Origin of the sequence: Vibrio sp. MOR3 (assembly GCF_001557775.1) — a bacterium.
GTDB lineage: Bacteria > Pseudomonadota > Gammaproteobacteria > Enterobacterales > Vibrionaceae > Vibrio > Vibrio jasicida.
The window spans coordinates 251,986-274,070 of sequence record NZ_LNRD01000004.1; the positions used below are offsets into that span (position 1 = coordinate 251,986).

At 47.4% G+C, this 22,085-nt stretch carries 22 protein-coding genes; 14 read left to right on the top strand and 8 right to left on the bottom strand.

Translation table 11 applies throughout. The annotated features are described in order from the left end of the window. Positions 1–41: 41 nt before the first annotated feature. On the top strand, positions 42–1,100 hold the full coding sequence (gene ribA, locus ATB76_RS27195; protein ID WP_081094906.1) for a GTP cyclohydrolase II: 1,059 nt from the start codon (positions 42–44) through the stop codon (positions 1,098–1,100). Between the two features lie 96 nt (positions 1,101–1,196). On the opposite strand, the gene ATB76_RS10880 is transcribed toward ribA, so the two are convergent. Next, entirely contained in the window at positions 1,197–1,952 is a 756-nt protein-coding gene (locus tag ATB76_RS10880) for a transporter substrate-binding domain-containing protein (protein ID WP_038869892.1), read from the bottom strand. Between the two features lie 68 nt (positions 1,953–2,020). Between ATB76_RS10880 and ATB76_RS10885 the strand changes: the two genes are divergently transcribed. From ATB76_RS10885 to ATB76_RS10895, 3 genes are all read left to right on the top strand, one after another. Then, the gene (locus tag ATB76_RS10885) at positions 2,021–3,949 is read left to right on the top strand and encodes a hybrid sensor histidine kinase/response regulator (RefSeq protein WP_061035174.1); all 1,929 of its coding nucleotides are present in this window, start codon (positions 2,021–2,023) and stop codon (positions 3,947–3,949) included. A gap of 91 nt (positions 3,950–4,040) precedes the next feature. Then, positions 4,041–4,250 carry a DUF3283 family protein gene (locus ATB76_RS10890; RefSeq protein WP_038869889.1) on the top strand — a complete coding sequence of 70 codons (210 nt, stop codon included), beginning with the start codon at positions 4,041–4,043 and terminating at the stop codon, positions 4,248–4,250. Between the two features lie 135 nt (positions 4,251–4,385). Further along, complete coding sequence (locus tag ATB76_RS10895; protein ID WP_038869888.1) at positions 4,386–5,102, top strand: YebC/PmpR family DNA-binding transcriptional regulator; 717 nt, start codon at positions 4,386–4,388, stop codon at positions 5,100–5,102. A gap of 84 nt (positions 5,103–5,186) precedes the next feature. On the opposite strand, the gene rodA is transcribed toward ATB76_RS10895, so the two are convergent. From rodA to ATB76_RS10910, 3 genes are all read right to left on the bottom strand, one after another. Next, positions 5,187–6,269, bottom strand: coding sequence for a rod shape-determining protein RodA (rodA, locus tag ATB76_RS10900; RefSeq protein ID WP_038869887.1), 1,083 nt, complete (start codon positions 6,267–6,269; stop codon positions 5,187–5,189). Positions 6,270–6,584: 315 nt separating this feature from the next. Beyond that, entirely contained in the window at positions 6,585–7,595 is a 1,011-nt protein-coding gene (locus tag ATB76_RS10905; protein WP_061035175.1) for a DUF2955 domain-containing protein, read from the bottom strand. Positions 7,596–7,605: 10 nt separating this feature from the next. Next, the gene (locus tag ATB76_RS10910) at positions 7,606–8,655 is read right to left on the bottom strand and encodes an HlyD family secretion protein (protein WP_061035176.1); all 1,050 of its coding nucleotides are present in this window, start codon (positions 8,653–8,655) and stop codon (positions 7,606–7,608) included. Positions 8,656–8,774: 119 nt separating this feature from the next. On the opposite strand from ATB76_RS10910, the gene ATB76_RS10915 reads away from it, so the two are divergent. From ATB76_RS10915 to ATB76_RS10955, 9 genes are all read left to right on the top strand, one after another. Further along, the gene (locus tag ATB76_RS10915; protein WP_061035177.1) at positions 8,775–9,695 is read left to right on the top strand and encodes a LysR family transcriptional regulator; all 921 of its coding nucleotides are present in this window, start codon (positions 8,775–8,777) and stop codon (positions 9,693–9,695) included. A gap of 84 nt (positions 9,696–9,779) precedes the next feature. Further along, positions 9,780–10,448 carry a hypothetical protein gene (locus tag ATB76_RS10920; protein ID WP_061035178.1) on the top strand — a complete coding sequence of 223 codons (669 nt, stop codon included), beginning with the start codon at positions 9,780–9,782 and terminating at the stop codon, positions 10,446–10,448. Between the two features lie 9 nt (positions 10,449–10,457). Beyond that, positions 10,458–11,156: an ABC transporter ATP-binding protein gene (locus tag ATB76_RS10925; protein ID WP_061035179.1), complete on the top strand. Its 699-nt coding sequence runs from the start codon at positions 10,458–10,460 to the stop codon at positions 11,154–11,156. Further along, positions 11,144–12,412: an ABC transporter permease gene (locus ATB76_RS10930; RefSeq protein ID WP_061035180.1), complete on the top strand. Its 1,269-nt coding sequence runs from the start codon at positions 11,144–11,146 to the stop codon at positions 12,410–12,412. The genes ATB76_RS10925 and ATB76_RS10930 overlap by 13 nt, the downstream gene beginning before the upstream one ends. Then, a complete protein-coding gene (locus tag ATB76_RS10935; protein WP_061035181.1) occupies positions 12,405–13,190 on the top strand; it encodes an outer membrane lipoprotein-sorting protein in 786 nt (261 codons plus the stop codon). The genes ATB76_RS10930 and ATB76_RS10935 overlap by 8 nt, the downstream gene beginning before the upstream one ends. A gap of 45 nt (positions 13,191–13,235) precedes the next feature. Beyond that, a complete protein-coding gene (locus tag ATB76_RS10940; protein ID WP_061035182.1) occupies positions 13,236–14,582 on the top strand; it encodes a hypothetical protein in 1,347 nt (448 codons plus the stop codon). Continuing rightward, a complete protein-coding gene (locus tag ATB76_RS10945; protein ID WP_061035183.1) occupies positions 14,583–15,605 on the top strand; it encodes a sensor histidine kinase in 1,023 nt (340 codons plus the stop codon). Positions 15,606–15,620: 15 nt separating this feature from the next. Beyond that, the gene (locus tag ATB76_RS10950; RefSeq protein ID WP_061035184.1) at positions 15,621–16,412 is read left to right on the top strand and encodes a LytTR family DNA-binding domain-containing protein; all 792 of its coding nucleotides are present in this window, start codon (positions 15,621–15,623) and stop codon (positions 16,410–16,412) included. Positions 16,413–16,480: 68 nt separating this feature from the next. Then, positions 16,481–17,131 carry a DUF2268 domain-containing putative Zn-dependent protease gene (locus ATB76_RS10955; RefSeq protein WP_061035185.1) on the top strand — a complete coding sequence of 217 codons (651 nt, stop codon included), beginning with the start codon at positions 16,481–16,483 and terminating at the stop codon, positions 17,129–17,131. Between the two features lie 103 nt (positions 17,132–17,234). Here ATB76_RS10955 and ATB76_RS10960 read toward each other — a convergent pair whose 3' ends face one another. The 4 genes from ATB76_RS10960 to ATB76_RS10975 all read right to left on the bottom strand — a co-directional run bounded on the left by ATB76_RS10960 (position 17,235) and on the right by ATB76_RS10975 (position 20,889). After that, entirely contained in the window at positions 17,235–17,729 is a 495-nt protein-coding gene (locus ATB76_RS10960) for a peptidylprolyl isomerase (protein ID WP_020195057.1), read from the bottom strand. Positions 17,730–17,850: 121 nt separating this feature from the next. Next, entirely contained in the window at positions 17,851–19,512 is a 1,662-nt protein-coding gene (locus ATB76_RS10965; RefSeq protein ID WP_061035186.1) for a methyl-accepting chemotaxis protein, read from the bottom strand. A gap of 175 nt (positions 19,513–19,687) precedes the next feature. Next, complete coding sequence (locus ATB76_RS10970; RefSeq protein WP_039986424.1) at positions 19,688–20,074, bottom strand: DUF393 domain-containing protein; 387 nt, start codon at positions 20,072–20,074, stop codon at positions 19,688–19,690. Positions 20,075–20,115: 41 nt separating this feature from the next. Then, the gene (locus ATB76_RS10975) at positions 20,116–20,889 is read right to left on the bottom strand and encodes a DUF4344 domain-containing metallopeptidase (protein ID WP_061035274.1); all 774 of its coding nucleotides are present in this window, start codon (positions 20,887–20,889) and stop codon (positions 20,116–20,118) included. A gap of 198 nt (positions 20,890–21,087) precedes the next feature. Here ATB76_RS10975 and ATB76_RS10980 point away from each other — a divergent pair, with 198 nt between their 5' ends. Next, on the top strand, positions 21,088–21,720 hold the full coding sequence (locus ATB76_RS10980; RefSeq protein WP_061035187.1) for a CatB-related O-acetyltransferase: 633 nt from the start codon (positions 21,088–21,090) through the stop codon (positions 21,718–21,720). Positions 21,721–22,085: the final 365 nt, after the last annotated feature.

Below are 22,085 nucleotides of genomic sequence, written 5' to 3' on the forward strand. Positions count from 1 at the left end.
TTTGTGTTGACTATTAAAACAGCAACGTCAGGAGTACGATTATGGTTGATCAGATCCTTTTCTATGAGCCCGATGAATCTCACGGCTTTCTTTCTAATTTCTGTCATGCCCCGATTCAAGTCTCAGCTCAATCTTGGCCCACCAGCGAACACTATTACCAAGCCCAAAAGTTCAACGACCTCAAACTGCAAAGTAAAATCCAATCAGCGAAGACGCCTGATGAAGCTTTCGCCCTCAGTCGTCAATATCAACACTTCGTGCGTGAAGACTGGGATGACGACAAACTCTCAGTGATGGCGTTTGTTGTGCGTGAGAAGTTTTTGCAAAACCCTCAATTAGCCAAGCAACTGATGAAAACGGGTAATGCCTGTCTAACAGAGCACTCACACAAAGATGGTTTTTGGGGAGATGGGGGAGATGGCTCTGGTCAAAATCATTTAGGGGAGATTCTGATGAACGTGCGTGCTGAATTAAAACATATCGAGCCCAGCAGCTTGGTGAGGTTTATTGATAGAGCCAAATTACCGACTCAGTGGGGCACGTTTGTAATGTACGGTTTTATCGAGAGCGCCACAGGCAAAGAGCACTTAGCATTGGTTTATGGTGATCCGGCCAACAGTAAAGCCCCGCTGATTCGCCTTCATTCTGAATGTTTAACTGGTGATGCACTCTTTAGTACGCGTTGTGATTGCGGCTTCCAGCTTAACCGTGCATTGCAAAACATTGTCGAAGAAGGCTGCGGTGTGCTGCTTTATCTGCGCCAAGAGGGTAGGGGGATTGGCTTAATCAACAAGATTCGTGCGTATCACTTGCAAGACGAAGGCGCAGACACGGTCGAAGCCAATGAGCGTCTTGGCTTTGCCGCAGATATGCGTGACTACGCGTTTTGCAAAGGGATGCTGGAGCATCTTGGAATCGATGAAGTACGTTTGATGACCAACAATCCACGTAAGCTTGCAGCGCTGATGAAGGTGAACATCAACGTGATAGAAAGAGTGCCACTGCAAGAGGGCAATAACCCAAACAACCAACACTACTTACAAACCAAAGCCAATAAGCTCGGCCACATGTTCGATCCCAAATTTGTCGAACAAGATTAAGCGCTCGAACAAGATTAATCACAGAGAAGATATAAAAATGAAACCGCCAGCTTATCGAAGCTGGCGGTTTTTTCATGATTGGTTAGGTATGAGTGGTTAGATGTATTTTTTGATGATGTTGTCGATTTGCCCCGAACTTTTGAGCTCTGCTAGGCGCTTATTGATGAAGCTCTGTACTTCCGGCTTCATGTTCGGAGAGAAGGCTAGATAGATAGAGTAATCTGGGATCACATTACTAAAAGATTGGATCTGGAAATCGCTCATCGGAAGCTCTAAACGTTTGATGTTGTATACCACCCGCGATTCCATTTCAACAAATGCGGTATCGCCAGGGGTTCTTTGCAGAACTCGATACGCTGCATCGTAATCTTTGACGCGCATTTCATTCACGGTGCCGTTATCAAAAAACGGGCTGAGGTTTGGGTAATCAAAGCCGAGTAGAAGTACGATTGAGCGGCCTTGCATGTGCTCCATATCGCTGAATTTAAATGGTGCTTTACTGCTGGAAACCAATACATGTTTTACAGTGTAAATAGGTTGCTCTGACAAATTTTCTGATTGTACCTTGCCCCAGTTTGGGCTGCCGTAAGTCACCCAATTCTCTTCTCCGCCCGCTTCCAAAACGGAGATCATGCGTTTAAACGGATAAGTATGGTATTTCACTTCATAATTGGACTCGGCAAAAATTTCACTGACGATATCCGTCACAATTCCGGAATGCTGTTCACCCTGTTGTTCTATTTGAAATGGTCTGGCTTGTTCAGAAATCACGTAGTAGTTCACTTCACTTGCCATACTGTGCGTGCTTAGGGCTATGAAACTAAAGCCCAATGTCCGTAAGAGTCCTTTCATCCTAACCTCGATTATTGTCGTGACCAGACTATATTTATAGTAGCGCAAGATTAAGGGAGTGATTTCATATGGAAAAAAAAGAGCGAACTCAACGTCGGTTTAGCATCGGCAACCAGCTTATGTTGGCGATTTTTGCGTTGAGTTTTATCTTTACCGTGATTATCTCTTCTTTGAGTTTGTATCGTGATTTCAATGATGACCTTGCTCGTTTAGATATGGAGTTGAAGCAGGTTGAAACCAGCTACTTGTCTGGTTTTTCTGCCAGCTTATGGGTGGAAGATCGAGAGCTATTATTGACACAGGCTGAAGGGGCGATGCGTTTACCTTCGGTCGACTATTTACTCATTGCTACGCCGGATGAAGTGATCGTGGAATTAGGATCGCCATTAGGATCCGACAGTATCAAGCGCCAGTGGCCATTACAGTATGACATGGGCGTCAAAACTTATGATCTTGCAGAGGTTACGGTGCAATCGGATCTGAGTCCGATCTACCAAGGATTATGGCAAACTTTCTTTTTCCTTGTGATCGCCGAGGCGATCAAGATCTTCTTGCTCATTCTTGGGGTGCTTTGGGTTACCTTTCGTTTGATGGTGAAACCATTGCAATTACTCTCTGGAGCGGTGAGCGATTTCAGTGGCGGGCATGTGCCAAGCAAATTGCAACTGCCTCAGCGTTGGTTCTTTGATGAAGTAGGGTTACTAGAACACAAATATAATCGAAGCGTTGAACGAGTTCGTGAACACCAAAGTGAAATTGAAGACGCACGTGAAAAAGCCGAAGTGGCCAATCGCAAGAAGAGTGAATTCCTTGCCACAATGAGTCACGAAATACGTACGCCGATGAACGGTATCATTGGAGTTGCATCATTACTCGGTGATACTAAGTTAGATGATCAGCAGCACGAATATGTCGACATCATCAACAGTTCATCCGGCTCACTAATGGTGATCATCGATGATATTCTTGATTTCTCCAAGATTGAAGCGGGTAAGATCGAACTCGAAGCGGCGACCTACAATCTGCTGCAGTTGCTTAATGAAGTAGGCAGCTTGCACACAGTAAAAGCACAGCAAAAACATTTACAGTTAGTGTGCGATATTGATCCGCAACTGCCGTCTGAGGTGGAAGGGGACGTTGGCCGACTGAAGCAAGTCTTGAGTAACTTACTCAGCAACGCCGTGAAATTTACAGAACGAGGCCACGTGAAACTAATGGTTTCCCTTGTGAGCAAAGAAGATAAGCTCGCACAAGTGCACTTTCGAGTTGTGGACTCTGGGATCGGTATCGCCAAAGAAAACCAGCAAGCGGTGTTTGAGAAGTTTCAGCAAGCAGATGGCAGCACCACACGTAAATATGGCGGCACTGGATTAGGATTAGCCATTTGTGCGAAGTTAGTTGAAGTGATGGGAGGGCAAATTCGTCTCACGAGTGAGCCCGGACTTGGTAGTTGTTTTGAGTTCACCATTCCTTTGATTGTCGTCAGTGATAAGCCTATCTCTCCGAGCACGCCCAACACTCCCAATATTCTCGATTTTCCGAACGGAGAAAGTAAAACGCAGAGCGTGCCTTCCTCCCCAAGAGATGAAAGTAAACCTTGGATACTAGTGGTCGAAGATACGGCTGTGAATCAGAAAGTTGTACGCATCATGTTGGAAAAATTGGGTATGCAAGTCAGTGTGGCTGAGCACGGTGAAGAAGCGTTAGAACTATGCGAAGCAAACCATTTTGATCTCATTCTCATGGACTGTCAGATGCCCGTCATGGATGGCTTTATTGCCACAGAAAATATTAGACAGATGAGCGAATGGGGCAAACAAGTGCCAATCATTGCTTTGAGTGCGAATGTCATCAAAGAAGACCAAAAACGTTGTTTTGATGTCGGAATGAATGAATTTGTCTCTAAGCCTGTGACGAAGGAGCGGTTGCAGCAAATTTTTGAGCAGCACTTACCACAAGAGCTGCAAACTCGGGATAAACCTAAAGAAGCAACTTGAAATTGATCAAGATAAGCGCGTTTCTATTCTTAAATGGTAATTCTGTATGTTATAGTGCGCGGCTAGTATTTAAAGTACCTTGAGGCTGTGAATGTCGTTCAATCTATCCTTGTTACCGCCTGACGAGAAAAATAAAATCGAACTTGATAAACAAGCGTCGTTTTTAGTTTGGAAACTCAAAGAGGCCAAATCTGGTCCTGAGGCGATAGAAGAACAATTGTCTAAGATTAACGACGCTGGCGAAAAAGTGTTTTTTCAACAGGCAGTCGATAAGTACAAACGAGTAATGGGTGTCGCGTAAAGCGAATCGTGGCGGTAAATGAAATTACCGCGGCGGAAGAGGTGACCTCCCCATTCCTTTGCAGGGCGAAATGGAAAAAGTTTCGCTTTTTGCTAAAATCCTTCGCATTAAATTTGAATTTAGAGAGACATCCCGATGGGAAGAAGTTTTGAAGTGCGCAAAGCCTCTATGGCGAAAACTGCAGGCGCAAAAATTAAAGTTTATTCCAAATACGGTAAAGAAATTTACATGTGCGCTAAAAACGGTGGCGGTGATCCAGACATGAACTTGTCTCTGAAGCACCTGATCAGTAAAGCGAAAAGAGACCAAGTACCTGCACACGTTATCGATAAAGCGATCGATAAAGCGAACGGCGGTGGCGGTGAAGATTACGCACCAGCACGTTACGAAGGTTTTGGCCCTGGCGGCACAAGTGTGATTGTTGACTGTCTAACAGACAACGGTAACCGTACTTTCCAAGACGTTCGCCAATGTTTCGTTAAAACAGGCGCGAAGATCGGTGTTGAAGGTTCAGTTTCTCACATGTTCGATCACCAAGCAGTATTCCAGTTCAAAGGCGAAGATGATGAAGTCATTCTTGAAACGCTAATGATGGACGACGTTGATGTTACTGACGTTGAACTAGAAGACGGCGTGATCACTGTATTTGCTCCTCATACAGAGTTCTTCAAAACGAAAACTGCACTTAACGCAGCATTCCCAGATCTCGTGATCGACGTTGAAGAAATCACATTCGTTCCGCAAACTCACACGCCAGTAGCGGGTGAAGATGCAGAGAAATTCCAGAAGTTCCTAGACCTTCTAGATGACTGTGACGACGTTCAACAGGTATACCACAACGGCGAACTATAATTCGGTTCTCCAGTTGTAAAAAAGGCTTCCCCGAGGGAAGCCTTTTTTGATCGTGTTGTTTGTCTTTTCTATTGTGACTAGCGTTTAGGTGTTTCGGTACTTGGAATAACACAGCGACATGATCACGCCAAAACAGATGCCTTGAGTCAGCATCGCCGTACCACCGTAGCTAAAGAACGGCAGAGGACTCCCCATTACTGGCAATAAACCACTGACCATACCTGTGTTGATGAAGGCATAGAGGAAGAAGCTCATCGCCAATGCGCCGCTCACTAAGCGACTGAAGAAATGCTCAGATTGGCACGCCAGCAGCATCACACGTGCCGTAATGAACAAATACAGCGCTAACAACACCACACAACCAATAAAGCCCCATTCTTCTGCGTAGGTCGAGAAGATAAAGTCAGTATGGCTTTCAGGGATAAAGCCTAGTGTACCTTGAGTGGCATTCATCCAGCCTTTACCTTTCATGCCGCCAGAACCAATCGCAATCAATGATTGGATGATTTGGTAGCCCGAACCCAATGGATCCGATTCAGGGTGCAAGAACTGCGTTACACGGCTTTTTTGATACGCTTCCATCACAAAGAACCAAAGTATTGGTGCCAGCGTTAGAATACTCACCAAAAAGCCGCCAATTATCTTCCAGCTCATGCCAGCAAAGAACAGCACAAACAACGCGTAAATCACGGTGAAGATAGCGCCGTCCAAGTCTGGTTGTAAGGCAATCAAGCCAGCAGGCACAAAGGTGATCAGCAAACAGAAAGCAATTTTGCGAATGTCTGGTCGGCCACCTTCTAGATGCAGCATCCACGCGATCATAATGGGGATTGAAAGCTTGATAAGTTCCGAAGGCTGGAAGCGGAAGAAGCCGATGTCGAGCCAACGCTGCGAGCCATTGGTGCTATCGCCAAATAGGGCAACTGCCGCCAAGAGCGAAACCGCAACCAGATACAAATAAGGCGCTGCACGTTGATAGCTGGACGCTGGAATCGACGACATGACCAAAATACACACCAGCGTCAAACCGCATCGAGCGAGGTGTTTAAAGAGCATAGCTTCATTGAATCCACTGGCACTCCAGAGAGTGAGCGAACTCAATAGCATGATCGGAATGATCGCCATCAGCAATGGCAAATCAATCCTAGGGAAGAAACGCTTGTTCATCTTCTACAACCTAAAAACGCCCCAATGCGGGGCGAAAACAACCAGAACTCTGCGAGCTCAAACATTCCGATGCTAAGAATCCAATTTGGAAATAACAGACACCACGCAAAGGTGTGCAAGAGAGGAGTGTGCGACGCCGCCTGTTATGGGTAAGCTGACTTGGAAAGTCGTGGGATGGATAAATACACCAGGCTGAGGTTTTGCGCCACACTTTTTATAAGGTTGAAATAGAAATTGGTACAGACAGCGCAATGAAATGAGCGCGATAAGAACAAGGGGCGCCTTAAGTATTGAGTACTTAAGACGATGGCATGATTAGGCTTGGGCTTTTTCTGGTTTGTGCGTGAAATGGTATAACGCCCACAGCACAAACAAAGTCACGGTGAGCTCCCAAGCTCGAAGGAAGGTGCTTTCCAAGCCCAGTTCGCTGCTGGTCATGTAAAGCTGAATCGGCAGCATGGTCGCCAACAATGCATCAGCATGAACGTCTTTGGCTGAACCTTTCGCTTTTGCCATTGATGCGGTGATCATAAAGGCAAGCAGACCTAATACGATGGTGTAGTAACCGAACGTGGACTGATGCCCAGCCATCAGTAAGGTGAACACTACAGCTAATGCGCAGCCGCCCACCTGAGTTTGAAAACGACGGTCAACCACGTCGATAAAGCTTTTGTGTGTGGTTTGTGTTGCTGCGGCAATCACAGGCACCAAACAAAACGTTGCTGAAATGATGTCGACAATCATCAAGAACGCCACACCAAGACCAATCAATGCGAGTGAAATCGCTCGGTTCTCAAACGTAACAGGTTCTTCTTCAAATGCTGGTGGTTTGCCGCCACGTTCAACAGGGAACAGAGTCACCATGATTTTTGCGACGATCATGGTAATCAGCATCGATAGCAAGATTTCATGAATGCGCATTGGCATGTCCATGGTGGTGTGTTGAGCAAACACCACAATAAGAATCCAGTTGAAGGTTGGCATTAGCATCTGACCTTTCTTCGGCGGTGTGGTCGCTCTGCGGCGCATAAAATCGAAGAAGAACAAACTAATGGTCCACATCACAAAGGGATGCTGTGAAAACACTTCGGTCACCACCAATGCTGCGCTTGCTGCTAATAACGTAGGTAGCAAGGTGCGAAGCAAACCAAGCCAAGAATAGTCTTTGTTCTTGGTCATGATGATGGTTGGGTACAGCGCCAGATAAACTGGAGAATCAAGATTCAGCAGTTTGCCCAGCACCATACAAATTGTCACAGTAAGGGCGACACGCAGTGCTTCATTGCGCTCAGAACGACTTTGAAACAGGCTTTCGAAGGTCCACATGGCTCACCCCTTAGTAGATGTAGCGGAACATCGCCACTAAGTAAATCCAAGCCGAGCCAATGACATCCATAACAGGATTGCCGCTTTCAATGATCACACTCGCTCGTGAACCAGAAATCATTGAAGGATCTAACTCGTTAACTGTAATGCGAGTACGCACTTTCTGTTGCTCACGGATCCAACGAGTATCATTGGTTACGCTAGAAAGCTGGCCATTAGCATTGTTGGTATCGTAAATCGCACGCTCTTGGCTGCTGACTTCACCAGTAAATACTTTGCCCGGTAGCGCATCGAAGGACACCAACACTTCGCGACCATTAGTTAGCTTATTAATGCCTTTTTCGTTGAAGTCAGCACTGATCCACGCATGAGCTTCGTCCACCAGCATCAAAGACGCTGTGCCTTGTGTGATGTAGCTGCCTGATTGCAGTTGCAAGTTCGTTACCACGCCTTCGGTTTGCGCCACGATTTTGGTGTGGCTTAGGTCGAGCTCCGCACTGGCAAGTTTTGCTTCTGCTAGTTCAATAGCCGCTGTGCGGTCTTGCGTAGAAAGCTCTGCCTCAATGCGTTTCACTTCCGCGTTCGCCGCTTCCACCGCGCTACTGGCGACTTGTGTATTGGTGATAGCGTCATCAAGTTCTTGCTCAGTTGCCAGCCCTTTGTTGCGCAGTTTTTGGTTACGCGCCAGTTTTTGCTTCGCGTTGTGATATTCGAATTCGCGTTGGCTTTGGGTTTGTTTCGCTGCTGCCAATTGTTGCCATTTCGCGGAATCGGATTCACGTGCTTGGCGCAGTTCGGCTTTCGCTTGTGCCACTTTCAATTGGTAACTGCTGGCATCGATAGCAAAAAGTGGCTGACCTTTTTCAACCAATTCACCGTTATTCACCATCACATCTGTGATCACGCCAGATACCTCCGGCGCAATGGTTGCGACATTACGATGCAGTGTCGCTTGGGTGGTGAAAGGGGACACATTATCTGAGGTGACTAAAAAAGCGGAGAACAAAGCTGCCGCTGAAAAAACAGTGTATATCGCGTATTTATAAAAATTTTCTTTCACGTCTGTACCTAGTATTCATTCGTTATTAAGCGCCGCGTTCACGGCATATTCGGGTCTCTTTTCTACGTGGGCTAGGTTATACTCATCTAAAATTGGAAAAAATAACCAATGGAAGAAGTATGAATTCCATATTTGGAAATATTGATGATTTGTACCTGTTTTGCTCTGTGGTTGAGCAAGGTTCTCTGCTCGCGGCGGCGAAAAAGCTCGAACTGCCGGTCTCTACTATGTCTCGTCGTTTATCGGCGCTGGAAGCGCGTCTAGGGCTCAGATTGTTGGAGAAGAAAGGCCGTGAGTTGGTGGCAACCGAGACAGGCTTACAGGCGTTTGATCAGCTCAGCAGTGCGATGGCGCAGATTGAATCCGGCATCTTGCAGCTCAATCAGCAAAGCCAAGAAGTGGAGGGGCGAATCCGATTGGTGATGCCAAGCCGCTTTTACAATGACTTAGTCGACAAGGTGGTTGAGGATTACATCAAAACCTACCCAAAAGTGACCATTGATCTTCTGCTTAGCCAAGTGAATTCGATTCCAGAAACCGATCGCGATCTAGTGGTGACGTTCGATTTGGATGGTTTGGACGATATGATCGCGCGCCCGTTGTTTAAAGTAGAGCATGCTTTCTTTGTTAGCCCTGAATATCTAGCACAAGCGGGCGGCAATATTGAAACCTTACAAGATTTAGCCAAGCAAGACTGGGTAGCCAGCACACACACCACACAAGTGCCTATCTATCAGCAAGACAAGCTGGTTGACATGCTCAACTGCAAGCCGCGCTTAGTGGTCAATGACATCACCGCGGTGATCAAAGCCGTGGAAAACGGTTTGGGAATTGCGTCGATCCCATTACGCCACGTTAAGCCTGAATTGAATCTCGTGCGCGTCGCACCATCCTATAGCCGCGGGGATCGCGAAGCCTATTTGGTTTATCGTCAGCGTAACTATCAGCCTAAAGCGCTGACCTTAATGGTCGAAGCGATTTTGCAGGCTTCAGAGGAGCGAAACCATTCATCCTCTCTCAATACCATTCACTCCGCATAACTGCCATTGGTCGCATGCAAAAGCAGCGTGCGATCTTCTCCCTTAATCTGAAACCATCCAATCACGTTCAACTAAGGACAGTACATGATGGTTTCTCAATCTCGCTCAATCAAAGCTCTTAAACTGGCAAGTACGTTTATCGCCGCATTTGCACTCAGCAGCAATCTGGCTCTGGCTAACCCAAGCGAGCGCACACTCAGTCAATTCAACCAAGCAGCACAGGGTGACTCTGGCTTAGTTGATACTGTTTATGGCGAACTATCCAAACAACTCGAAGAGCAGGGCGCAACGCCGGTGACCTTGGTTTACTTGGGCAGTGCGGAGACGTTGCAAGGTCGTGAGGCGTTTATGCCTTGGAACAAGATGAAGTTCACCGAGCGCGGTCTTGCGACAATCCAAAAAGGTTTGGATCTAATGGCGAATCAGCCAGTACCACTGCAAGAGCAACAACGCTTACAAGGTTTGCCGGAATACCAGCTAGCTACCGCCATGGCAGCTACTACGTTTACCTCTCTGCCAGACATGTTCAATCACTTTGAGCGTGGCTACGAGCTGTACCTTTCTCTGCTCGATGAACCGAGTTTTAGTCAGCAACCTTTCGCCGCAATGTCTTGGATTTATCGCTACGCCATTGAAGCAGCACTACGAGCTGAAGATGTTCAACAAGCCAAAACATGGTTAGCGCAAATGGAGCAGTTGGGTGAAAGCAATCTAGAAACGCAAACCGCGAAAGCGCTGCTAGCCAAGTATTAGGGAGGCGTCATGATCGTTTTTAATCAACTTAGCCGCGATTACGCCCTTGGTAGCCAAACCGTGCGTGCATTGCGAGACGTTTCTGGTGAAGTGTTTTCCGGCGAAATGGTGGCTCTGTGCGGGCCGTCTGGTTCAGGCAAAAGCACCTTACTTAATGTGCTTGGCATGCTGGATACTCAATACCAAGGTCAGGTGACATTTGCAGGCAGCCCATACCCAACCGGACAAATGCAGGCGGCGAAAATGCGTCGTGAAAAGCTTGGTTTTGTGTTCCAAAAATTCAATCTTGTCCCCGTGATGACAGCGTTGGAGAACGTGGCGTATCCGCTGCATCTCAACGGTTTTTCAAAAGCGGAACAAACCGAGCTCGCCACACAAATGCTAGAACACGTTGGCTTGGGCGAGTTTATTCATCATATGCCCGATAACCTATCAGGTGGTCAGCAACAACGTGTGGCAATTGCTCGTGCGTTAGTACACAAACCGGCGTTGGTGATTGCTGATGAGCCAACCGCAAGCCTTGATAGCCAAACTGCCAACAAGGTCATCGACATTATGAAATGGCTCGGACACGAGCTTGGCACTACTTTTATCGTCGCAACACACGACCCTCGTATGGCATCTCGCTGCGATCGAACCATTGAGTTGGTGGATGGCAAAATCACCCAAACGCACGCGAGTGTGGAGGAGGTTTCATGGGCAAGCTAATTCCTGTTTCGGTTCGCCTTGCTTGGTTGAATCTGCAACGCAATCGCCGTCGCAGTTTATTGTCGATGCTGATCATTGCCATTGCCGTGTTTGCATTAACCAGTGCGGGTGGTTTTGGTCTGTATACCTACGACAGTTTGAAAGAATCGACAGCACGTGACACGGGGCATCTGACGTTAACCACACCGGGTTACTTCGCCAAAGAAGAAGAGATGCCGCTGAGTAATGGGTTAACTCATGCGGACGACATCACCAAGCAATTGATTGGGTTGAATGAAGTGCGAGGCGTGCAGCCACGAGTTGAGTTCAGCGGTTTGATTTCCAACGGCAACAAGTCCTCGATCTTTATCGGCATTGGCGTGAACGAGCGCGAATTCGATATGAAAGGACCGTTTTTGGATGTGCGCGAAGGGCAAACACTTTCCAACATTCATGCATCGCGTTATGACCCAGCAGAGCCAGAAGTGATGCTCGGCGTTGATTTGGCGAACAACTTAAGCGTGCTCGTTGGCGATTGGATTACCTTGCTGGCGACCACTACCGACGGCGCATTGAACGCGTATGACTTCAAAGTTCGTGGCATCTATTCAACAGGCGTACCAGAGCTTGATAAACGCCAGCTTTACGTGCACATCAACAGCGCGCAATCGCTGCTCGGTTCAGACAAAGTCAGTGCGTTATCGGTCTTCCTGTTCGATACCAGTTTAACGAGCCAAGTCGAGCAACAAGTGGCTTCGGTTTTGAGTAAGCAAAAGCAGAACTTTGGTGACCAAGATATTGAGATTACGCCTTGGCAAGAGCGTGCGTTCTTCTATCTCAAAGTGAAAGATTTGTATGACCGCATCTTCGGCATCATGGGCGCAGTAATGGCGTTGGTAGTCTTTGTCGCCCTGTTCAACACCATGACCATGTCGGTCACCGAGCGTACTCGTGAAATCGGCACCTTGTCAGCACTTGGTAGCTACCCTCGCGAAATCATTGCTGGGTTCTTGCGCGAAGCAGGGTTACTTGCGGTGATTGGCAGCTTAATCGGCGCTTTGTTTACTGCGTTAGTCACCGTCTTACTGATGGTCGTGGATGTGCAAATGCCGCCACCGCCAGGACGCACGGAAGGTTACCCATTGACGATTTACTTCTCTTGGGAGCTGGTGGCTGTCGCAGGATTCGCAGTATTGATGATTTGTTTGGTTGCGGCGTTTTTCTCGGCGCGCAAAGGGGTGAACAAGCCAATTACGGAGGCACTGATTTATGTTTAATTTCAAATCACTATTACCAATTGCACTGCTGACGGTAAGCGGCATGACAAGCATGAATGCCAGTGCGAATGAAACAGCGTTAGATGCAAAACAAGTCGCGCAATTGATTGAAAAAGCCGACAGCTACCGCTTGCAAGATGATTCCTCCAAAGTGGTGTCTCTGGTGCGCTTATATCAAGACCAAGAGTTAGATAAAACTCGCCTTTACCACGTGTACACGCGTCCAAATCGTGAATCGCTGGTGGTGTTCAAATCGGCAGTTGAAGCCGGGCAAAAGATGCTGATGATGGGCGACAACTACTGGCTGCAAATGCCAAAGAGCCGCCGTCCGATTCGCATTACGCCGATGCAAAAGCTGCTTGGTGAAGCGTCTATCGGCGACATCTCAACCCTGACGTGGAGCCAAGATTATCAAGGTGAATGGAAAGCGACAGAAACTGTTTCGGTTAATGGAGAAAGTGTTGCGGCTTATCACCTTGCCTTAACCGCGAAAACCAAAGGGGCGAGCTATCAGAAGATCGACTTGTGGTTGTCTGAGCAAGATGCGTTTCCAATCAAAGCTGATCTTTACTTGCGCTCTGGCAAACTCGCCAAGCAAGCGCAATATGGACGTGCAACCGACAACGGCGAAGACTACGTCAGTGAGATGACCTTGCTTGATAGCATTCAGCCGAGCAAAAAAACCGTTATCGAGTACCAAGAAATCGTGCCTTGGCAACTGGACAATAAGTTCTACAACCCAAGCTATTTGCCTAAAGCCAACACGACTCAGCTTTAGTCTGAGCTTAGTAAATAAAACCATGAAAACGAGCAAGGAAGTCACATGAAATCGCAACAGCCTAACCTTAACAAAAGCACCAGTTTGTTGATTGCTGCCTCATTGTGTGTGGGCGCATCAGCCCCAGTTTTTGCCAATGATGAACTGAGTTTTGAGTGGGATTGGGCTGTCAGTTACGAAACGGCCAAGCAACGTGACAGCGCATTTATGCAGGCGCAGGGCAGTTCTCGTGATTCACTTAATGCACTGTTGGATGTGCAGGTGAATTATCAGAACTTCAGTGGTTTGTTCGCTCTGTATAGCCAAGGTTTGTACCTCAATCAACAAGGAAAGAGTGATTGGTGGAGTGACGCTGATAACCAACTGTTGATTCGAGAGCTTGCTTGGCTAGGAGAGTGGCAAGTCGGTGACACCACTCTTGATGTGAGTTTGGGTAAGTTGCGCGTAGATTGGGGCGTGGGTTATGGCTACCGACCTTTGGATCTGTTTAAGCCTTATCGACAAAATCCTGTTGGCTTAGTAGCAGAAGAAGGTGCGGGTGTGTTTTCACTCTCACACTACGATATGGCAGGCGAGTGGACGGTGATTGCAACGGATTCAAGTTGGGGGCAACAAGACCAAAGTGCACTGGATCAAGCCGCAGAGCAGCAAGGTGTTGGTATTCGTCGATACGCGCTGGTGGGGGACACCGAGTATCAACTTATTGGTTATTACGATGATGTGCGCCGAGGTTTACTCGGAGCCAGTGCCATTGCGGTGTGGGATGAATCCATCGCCATGCACGGTTCCATGCTGTGGCAAAAGCAAAGTGTTGGGTATCAGTTTCAGCAGGATGATCTTTACCAACCCGTTTCGGTTGAGGAGCAGGGCAGCGCATTCCAAGCCTTAATTGGATTGAACTGGGCAAACCAAGCCGGACACAACGTGATTGCTGAATATTGGTACGACAGCCGAGCATGGTCGAAAAACGAATGGCAACAAGCAATAGAGCGTGGAGAATTACTCTCTCAGAACCCTGATCCTAACAACTCTCTGTTGGCTAGCAGCGCTCTACTTGCGACAAGCTACGCCCAAGGGTTTCAGCACGCTAATATCGTTCAGCATAACGTAATGCTGCACTGGAGTTGGGATGTGGAAGCGTGGGCTGCATGGAACGGTAAAGCGGATATGGGCTGGCTAAGTGATGTAACCCCCACGTTGGATGTGATGTTGTCGCCCCAAGATGGTGGTGTGATTGTCACGCAGTGGCTTAACTACCAATGGATTGATACTGGCGATCAAAGTGTAGAAGTGGAAGTTGCCGCACGCTTTTTAACCGGAGACGACCAATCTGCTTACGCACAAATCAATGATAAGCATATGATTGTATTTAACATCAAAGGGAAATTCTAAATGTGTTCAGCAAAATCAGTGGTGAAAAGTGGATGGCCGCGTAGCTTATTAGTGACCACGGCATTTTGTCTCTTTATCGCAGCAATGACGCTTTCTGTTTGGGGCGGTCCATTTTACATTCATGTAGCGGTTAGCTTTGGATTTGGCTATTCGGCTATCTTCTTCTCATGGCTTGTCGACCGCCTGTTTCCTACCATTCCTCGTTTGGCGGAAGTGGCTATCTCGCTGACGGCTTGCCTATTGTTTGGTGTGGTGAACGCCCAGCTTTGGCTTGGGGAATACTTCGGTATTTCAAGTATGCTGTCGGTTGGTCTCATGGGGTTGTTATTCAGTGCCATGTGCTTTTTCTATTTCTACTCACGCGAGCAACATGCAATCGCTCAACGAGAGTTGGAAGCCATCAAACGCGAGAAAGCAGAGCAAGATCGTGCGCTGTTGCTGAGCCAGCTTAAGCAGATGCAAAGTCAGATTGAACCGCATTTCTTATTCAATACTTTGGCAAATATCAGTGCGCTCATGTCGCAAGATGTCGATAAAGCCAAGCTCATGCTAGAACAGTTAACCGCGCTACTGCGTGCAACGCTTAAAAGCTCACGCGAAGAACACACCACCATAGACAATGAAACGGCGTTACTTGAGGCTTACTTAGGCATCCAACAAACTCGTTTGGGTGACCGACTCAGTTACAAGATTGAGGTGGAAGAAGGGCTAGGCAGAACCGAATTACCGCCGATGATGCTCCAACCTTTAATCGAAAACGCCATCATCCATGGTATTGAGCCGAAGCGAGAAGGCGGCGAAATCAGTTTGCTCATCAAGCGTGAACAACAGAACTTGAAGATTGAAGTCAGAGACACGGGTGTTGGCTTAAATCACGTGAGTGGGCACATGGGCTCTGGCGTGGGTTTAAGTAATCTCAAGCAGCGAGTTGAAGCTTTGTTCGCCGGGCAAGGAGAGGTTTCTATCAGTGAGTCTGCTCAGGGTGGTGTTTGTGTTCGCTTGAGCTGGCCAATGGAATCGTAATCAAGGAAGAAAGGAATGAATACAGGGTTTACTGCCATTATTGCTGATGATGAACCGCTATTGAGGCGTCATCTTGATAAAAGCCTAGCTGAAGTGTGGCCAGAGCTAGAGGTAATTGCCAAAGTCGCAGATGGTGAACAAGCGTTACAAGCCATTGAACACAGCCAACCTGACATTGCGTTTCTCGATATTCGTATGCCAGTTCTGGATGGCATGACACTAGCGCAAAAACTCAATCAACTCGCCAATCCACCTTTGATTGTGTTTGTCACCGCGTACGATGATTACGCCATCAAAGCCTTTGAACAAAATGCCGCCGATTATTTGCTCAAGCCTATTTCAGATGAGCGCCTCCTGACGACGTGTGAAAGAGTGAAAGCACGCCTTGCCAAGCGAGAGCAAGAAAGCAGTAATGTGCAGATGAGCAGCCTATTAGAGCAACTGCAGCAATTATCCGCGCCACAAACGCCGCAATATCTTCAGTGGATCAAAGCGACGCAAGGGGAAGACATTCATCTGATCGCCACGTCTGATGTGTTGTATTTCAAAGCGGAAGAAAAATACGTTTCTGTGTATGCCCAACAAGGACAGGGCAAAGTGCAGGAGTATTTGATTCGCACATCGTTGAAAGAGTTGATAGTGCAGCTTAACCCAGAACAGTTCTGGCAAGTACACCGTTCAAGCGTTGTGCAAGTGTGCAAAATTAGCAAAGTAAACAAAGACTTTGCTGGAAGAATGTTTGTTCACGTTGGAGAAACTAAGCTCGCTGTGAGCCGTGCATCTCAAAGTTTGTTCAAAGGGATGTAATCGCTAGAACTGCTCACTCTTTACACTGTAAACTCGCTACTCTTAACCCAAATTATCAAGGAAGATAAATGAGTTATCGCGTAACCCTGTTAAATGCGACAGGAGAGTTGTCTCCAATCTCTGAGTATTTGCATCAGAAACTTGATGATCTGAGCTCACAACTTTCTAGTTACTTTGATTTGAGTAACAACGATTTAAGTAACGTTGACCTGACCGTTAGCCCGTTTGATCGCAATGACGTACCGCAGACGGGGATTGGTGGATATTGCTTAAGTGCCTATCGTGTAGAGATTCTGCTTGATACTCAACGTGCTGATATTAAAAACATTATTGAGAAAGAACTAGCTGCGGTGTTAGCGCATGAGTTGCATCACCTGTTCCGTATGCGATCGGGAGAGAATGGCGTTGCGCTTGGTGATGTGCTGATTATGGAAGGGTTAGCTTGTCATTTCGAACGTAAGGTGAATGGAGGCACCACTCCGAGCTTGTTTGAGCAAATCAAAGATCAAGATTGGCGCCCTTTCTATGCTGAGATGAAAGACAAGCTGACCAGCTTAGATTACAACTTCGACGCTTACTTTCTTGGCAGTGATGAAAGCCGCTGGCCGAAATACATGGGGTATTGGGTTGGGTACAACCTTGTCGCTGAATATCTGGTGGACTTTCAAGGCTCTGAGCTTGATTTAGTTGGAGCAAAAGCCGCGCTTTTCTATCAATAATTCCGGCATAAGCCAGTCATAAAAACAAAAAGCGCCTAAGTCATCAGACATTAGGCGCTTTTGTCGTTTTATAGCGACGATTTCTCCGAAGAGGCGAATGTGCTTATTCGCTGATTGTCACTTTCTCAATAATGATTGGATCGCATGGCACATCATCGTGACCAAGCTTAGAGGTCGTTTTTACTTTCGCGATGCGATTTACGACATCCATACCCGCGGTCACTTTACCAAACACGGCGTAGCCCCAGCCTAGGTTGGTAGTTGCGGTGTGGTCTAGGAAATCATTGTCTTCCAAGTTAATGAAGAACTGTGCCGTTGCAGAGTGCGGTGCATCGGTACGCGCCATTGCGATAGTGCCAACAAGGTTCTTAAGACCACGGTTTGCTTCGTTCGCGATCGGCGCGCGCGTTGGCTTTTCTGCCATGTCTTCGGTGTGACCGCCACCTTGGATCATAAAGCCGTCGATAACGCGGTGAAAAATGGTGCCGTTGTAGAAGCCATCTTCACAGTATTTTTTGAAGTTCTTTGAGCTAACCGGCGCTCGTTCTAGGTTCAGTTCAATCTCGATGTCACCGAAATTGGTGGTCATAATAATCATCTGGTTTGCCCTTGTGGGTGCTTAGTTGGCGGCATTATAGCTAAGACTTCTGAGGATAGCAGAAATAAAAACAGCGACGTTTTGGCGTCGCTGTTTGCATAGTGGAAGGGTGAGGAAAGCTTTAAACCGTAAAGCGACCGACTAAGTCATACAGCTCGTTAGCTTTGTGGTTGAGGTTGCCACTGCCTGCGCGGTTTTGATTTGCAAGGTGCGCCGATTGGCTGCTTTGTTGAGAGATCACTTCAATACGTTGTGAAATCTCTTGCCCAACTTGGCTTTGCTCTTCGGTTGCCGTTGCGATCAGGGTGTTCATGTCCATGATGTTAGCAATTGCGGCTTGGATTTCTTGCAGTGCGGCAGAGGCAGCTCGTGCTTCCTCAACCGTTGCTTCACCGCGCGCTTGGCTTGAACCCATGGCTTTCACTGCTGCATCCGAGCCAGACTTCAACTGCTCAATCATTTGGTGAATTTCGCCTGTGCTGTCTTGAGTGCGACTCGCCAGTTTACGAACCTCATCGGCAACGACTGCGAAGCCGCGGCCTTGTTCGCCTGCACGGGCTGCTTCAATGGCTGCGTTCAGTGCCAATAGGTTGGTTTGCTCGGCGATGTCTTGAATCACTTCTAGCGAAGAAGAAATGTTTTGTACATCGCTTTCTAAGCGAGAAATCACCGTGCTGGCTTCCGACACCTCTAGCGCGAGCGCTTCGACAGAGTTTGCTGCGGAATCAACAATGTGTTTCGCTTGCTGTGAATTTTCATCGGCGTCTTTGGCGGATTGCGCCGCTTGGTTAGCGTTGCTGGAAATCTCGTGCGCCGTTGCTGTCATCTCGGTCATTGCCGCAGCGACCTGTTCGGTTTCTTCACGCTGACCTGAAGCCAATTCGTCCACTTGCGATGCTCGCTGTGACATGTCGTTGGTCTCTGAAACCACTTCTTGCCCGACATGGCTAACGCTCTTGATGATGCCTTGCAGGCTTTCAACGAAGATATTGAAGTTACGGCTCAACTGAGTGAACTCCGGCACGCTTGATTCTGCCATCCGCGCGGTTAAGTCTGCATCGCCTTGCGCGAAAGAGTGAATTGAGGCATCAAACTGCTCAATAGGCTTCATGATGCTGCGGTTAACAAACACCGCGAAGACTGCGACGATCGCAGCAATCGAGACACAGAACAGAGCAATTGCCGTCAGTGTGGTGTTGAGGGCCTGATGCGCGGCTTCTTCCATGTTTGCCACAATGGCGTCGATATCGTCAGTGTAGAAACCCGTTCCCAACATCAAATCCCATTCAGGAATAAAGACTGAGTAGCTCAGTTTCGGTAGCGCTTCGCTCTGACCGAGTTTCGGGAAGTAATAAGTCGTGAACTCACCAGTTTTGGAATTTTTGATCAAATCCTGAATCAAGTAGTTGCCTTTCTTGTCCTGCAAGTTATAGAAGTTCTCTCCTATGCCTTTGGTGTTTTTACCCACCACGACACGCACGCCTTTTGAATCGTAACCGAAGATGTAGCCGGATTGGCCAAACTCCAACTGTTTCAAGATAGGCAGTGCTTCTTCAAGCGAGGCATTTTGAGCGAGTAGTGGCTCGACGGCGGAGCGCGCCATTTGGACGTAGTTTTTGAGCTCGGCTTTTTTCATCTCCATCATTTGACTTCGAGTCTGTTCAATCTCGTGTTCGTTGTAGGCTGTGGTTTGTAGATAGGTGAACCACATCATGCCTATTGCCATGGTTAGAATTGGAATTATTGAAAGGATATATAGTCGTTTTCTGATCGTCAGATTCATAGAGACGTCCTTCTCTCGGCGCAGCGTTACAAGTGACAAGCTGAATAAGCTTGCCTGATAAAATTATTAATACTTATTGTTGTAATGCTTAGAGATTAACCGAGTTAATCAATCAGAAGTACAGGAAGTTTATAAATTTAGACTAAGGTCGTAGCATTTTTAAGCAGGATCACAATTAACGTGAACACGAACCGTTATTGCAGCGAGAAGTGCCCGTTAACCAGTAGGAGACGCGGTAGCGGTTTTTGGCAAATTTGAGGTAAAGCCAATCCGCAACAGGTTTGACAGCGCGCCAACGCAGCGGTGCATACAACCAACCGCGACCGACCAGTTGCCATGCACGATGAGTCACGTCCAGCCCAAGCAGCAGCTCACCCTTATCGTTGAGGGCGTGCAAAATGGTGTTGGCTTGTTCCGGATCGATCTGCGGATAAGCGGCGAACGCTTCGCTGTAGATATCGACGGTTTTAATCTGCTGCTTGGCATCGCGTTGTTTTAGCGCCTTCATCTCTTTGGCGCACAAGGGACAAGTGCCATCGTAAAATACGGTCAGTTTGGTCATGATTGAGCTCATTATTGGCTGTTCTTATCCCTTTTACGCGATTATTTTTCTTTTAGTTCATTGTCTTGCAAGTAATGCAGCCAATTATCACGGATGTTGCCGTAATTGAATTGGCAGAACTCTTTACGATCGCGTAAGTAATCTTTTTCTACCTCATCTAACAAGGCTTTATATCGCTCTGGATTGCTGCCGTAAACCAGACACAGGGTAGAGAAGTAGCGCTGCAGATCGAAACTGTGCTCGTCAATGTACTCGCCAAAATCGTAGTAGTCCGGTCTGTCGTCGGATTCGAATGCGAACATGTCTGCAGCACTGATCGCCACATCGGCACCTTCATCAACGTAGTCAATCAACAAAATGGTAGCGAAGTTATCGACCGCATCTTCCTCTTTACCCAGTACCGGAATGTTTTGATCGGCAATGTAAGCGTGTCCGGCTTCGTGCAATAGCGTGTGCAGCAAAGTATCGAGCGCGCCCGTTTTCGGTGATTTACCGTAACGTTCTTGGTATTTGTTGTTGGTGAAGTAGTTAAATGACTCCAGATAGAAGGTGTAGGGAATATGGATGATGTGGGTTTCTGGATCGTAAAGCGGACCGTCTTCGCCACCGTAGTTCAGTGTTAGTGGGTTATCAAACGGGAAGTAATCATCAGAAAGCTGGACAAAGATGCCGTTCACTTCACTGCTTTCAATCACTTGCGCAGCAAAGCGATCATCGGCAGTTTCCGCTGGGAGGTATTCGATTTTAATGTTTTCGCTCGCAGACGCTGTGGCAGCAAACAGCAGCAGAGAGGCAAAGGCAGAGTGACTTTTCATTTTCGGAATCTTGTTATTTGTTTGGTTTGCTTGAAAATTATACATGCTTTTTATAGTGTGCGCGCTGGAGGGCACATTCATGAATAATCCATTGCTACTGCAACCCCGCATCCAATAGGCGTCGTTGACTGAGAACGCAGCAACAACGCCACGAGAAATCGTTCCGTGGCATACATTTACTCTATTGAGGTAATTGTCATGAAAAAACATTGGTCCAAATTTCAGTACCTGCACCAAGTGGTGCAAAACCAAAACATCCACATCAAAGGCACCCACAGTTATTACAGCGATTGTTGGGATAACGGCTTTGAAGATTCGGTCGTGCGTTATCTGCATGGCGATGAAGTCAGTAAAGCGTGGCAGCCGAGGTGGGAAGTCGATCAGCTCTACATCGGTGATTACGTTTGTATCGCGGCTGAAGCGGTGATTTTGATGGGCGGCAACCATAATCACAGGACGGACTGGTTCTGTCTGTATCCGTTTCTTGATGACATTGAGCAATCTTACCAAGGCAAAGGCGATACCGTTATTGGTGACGCGGCTTGGATTGGTATGCGCGCGATGATCATGCCCGGCGTCACCATTGGGGAAGGCGCAGTGATCGCGGCAAACAGTGTGGTGACTAGAGATATCCCGCCTTATACCGTGGTGGCAGGATCGCCCGCAAAACCCATCAAGCTTCGCTTTGAGCAAGACACCATCGATAAGCTGCTCGCGCTGCAAATCTACACGTGGGATGAAGATAAGTTTGAGGCGCTTCGCTCTTTCGTCTGCAACAATGATATAGAACAGTTAATCATTGCAGAAGAAAAGTATAAAAGTGGCGAATAGCACTGAAATGAGGAAAATTTTCAGCGATATGTTATAATCTCGCTCCGTTGTAACGAGAACACTTGTTGCAAGCTTGAGAATTTCCTTGGATTCGGCTCGTTTTAATCATCATGAGTCAGAGTTATTGAACTACGATAGGATACAAGCAAACCCAGATGTTAGAGCGCCACCACGGCGCTCTATTCGTTATAACGGGAAGGAACTTTGCCCAATAGTGAGGATGACTTTCTGTTTAAGTAAGGGAGCCCGATAGCGGTTCAGAAAGTCTCTCTCGGACAATACTCACAACACTATATGTCCATCCACATCAAGCAGTCATTTTTGCTTTGAATGTGAACCGGATAAGAAGGAGCTTAATCGGCTCC

Excerpts from the sequence above, each read along its gene's own strand:
- ribA (WP_081094906.1), top strand. The coding sequence starts at position 42 with ATGGTTGATCAGATCCTTTTCTATGAGCCCGATGAATCTCACGGCTTT.
- ATB76_RS10945 (WP_061035183.1), top strand. The coding sequence starts at position 14,583 with ATGTGTTCAGCAAAATCAGTGGTGAAAAGTGGATGGCCGCGTAGCTTA.
- ATB76_RS10880 (WP_038869892.1), bottom strand. The coding sequence starts at position 1,952 with ATGAAAGGACTCTTACGGACATTGGGCTTTAGTTTCATAGCCCTAAGC.
- ATB76_RS10930 (WP_061035180.1), top strand. The coding sequence starts at position 11,144 with ATGGGCAAGCTAATTCCTGTTTCGGTTCGCCTTGCTTGGTTGAATCTG.
- ATB76_RS10955 (WP_061035185.1), top strand. The coding sequence starts at position 16,481 with ATGAGTTATCGCGTAACCCTGTTAAATGCGACAGGAGAGTTGTCTCCA.
- rodA (WP_038869887.1), bottom strand. The coding sequence starts at position 6,269 with ATGAACAAGCGTTTCTTCCCTAGGATTGATTTGCCATTGCTGATGGCG.
- ATB76_RS10950 (WP_061035184.1), top strand. The coding sequence starts at position 15,621 with ATGAATACAGGGTTTACTGCCATTATTGCTGATGATGAACCGCTATTG.
- ATB76_RS10885 (WP_061035174.1), top strand. The coding sequence starts at position 2,021 with ATGGAAAAAAAAGAGCGAACTCAACGTCGGTTTAGCATCGGCAACCAG.
- ATB76_RS10970 (WP_039986424.1), bottom strand. The coding sequence starts at position 20,074 with ATGACCAAACTGACCGTATTTTACGATGGCACTTGTCCCTTGTGCGCC.
- ATB76_RS10965 (WP_061035186.1), bottom strand. The coding sequence starts at position 19,512 with ATGAATCTGACGATCAGAAAACGACTATATATCCTTTCAATAATTCCA.
- ATB76_RS10920 (WP_061035178.1), top strand. The coding sequence starts at position 9,780 with ATGATGGTTTCTCAATCTCGCTCAATCAAAGCTCTTAAACTGGCAAGT.
- ATB76_RS10925 (WP_061035179.1), top strand. The coding sequence starts at position 10,458 with ATGATCGTTTTTAATCAACTTAGCCGCGATTACGCCCTTGGTAGCCAA.
- ATB76_RS10935 (WP_061035181.1), top strand. The coding sequence starts at position 12,405 with ATGTTTAATTTCAAATCACTATTACCAATTGCACTGCTGACGGTAAGC.
- ATB76_RS10895 (WP_038869888.1), top strand. The coding sequence starts at position 4,386 with ATGGGAAGAAGTTTTGAAGTGCGCAAAGCCTCTATGGCGAAAACTGCA.
- ATB76_RS10980 (WP_061035187.1), top strand. The coding sequence starts at position 21,088 with ATGAAAAAACATTGGTCCAAATTTCAGTACCTGCACCAAGTGGTGCAA.
- ATB76_RS10905 (WP_061035175.1), bottom strand. The coding sequence starts at position 7,595 with ATGTGGACCTTCGAAAGCCTGTTTCAAAGTCGTTCTGAGCGCAATGAA.
- ATB76_RS10890 (WP_038869889.1), top strand. The coding sequence starts at position 4,041 with ATGTCGTTCAATCTATCCTTGTTACCGCCTGACGAGAAAAATAAAATC.
- ATB76_RS10975 (WP_061035274.1), bottom strand. The coding sequence starts at position 20,889 with ATGAAAAGTCACTCTGCCTTTGCCTCTCTGCTGCTGTTTGCTGCCACA.
- ATB76_RS10940 (WP_061035182.1), top strand. The coding sequence starts at position 13,236 with ATGAAATCGCAACAGCCTAACCTTAACAAAAGCACCAGTTTGTTGATT.
- ATB76_RS10960 (WP_020195057.1), bottom strand. The coding sequence starts at position 17,729 with ATGATTATTATGACCACCAATTTCGGTGACATCGAGATTGAACTGAAC.
- ATB76_RS10915 (WP_061035177.1), top strand. The coding sequence starts at position 8,775 with ATGAATTCCATATTTGGAAATATTGATGATTTGTACCTGTTTTGCTCT.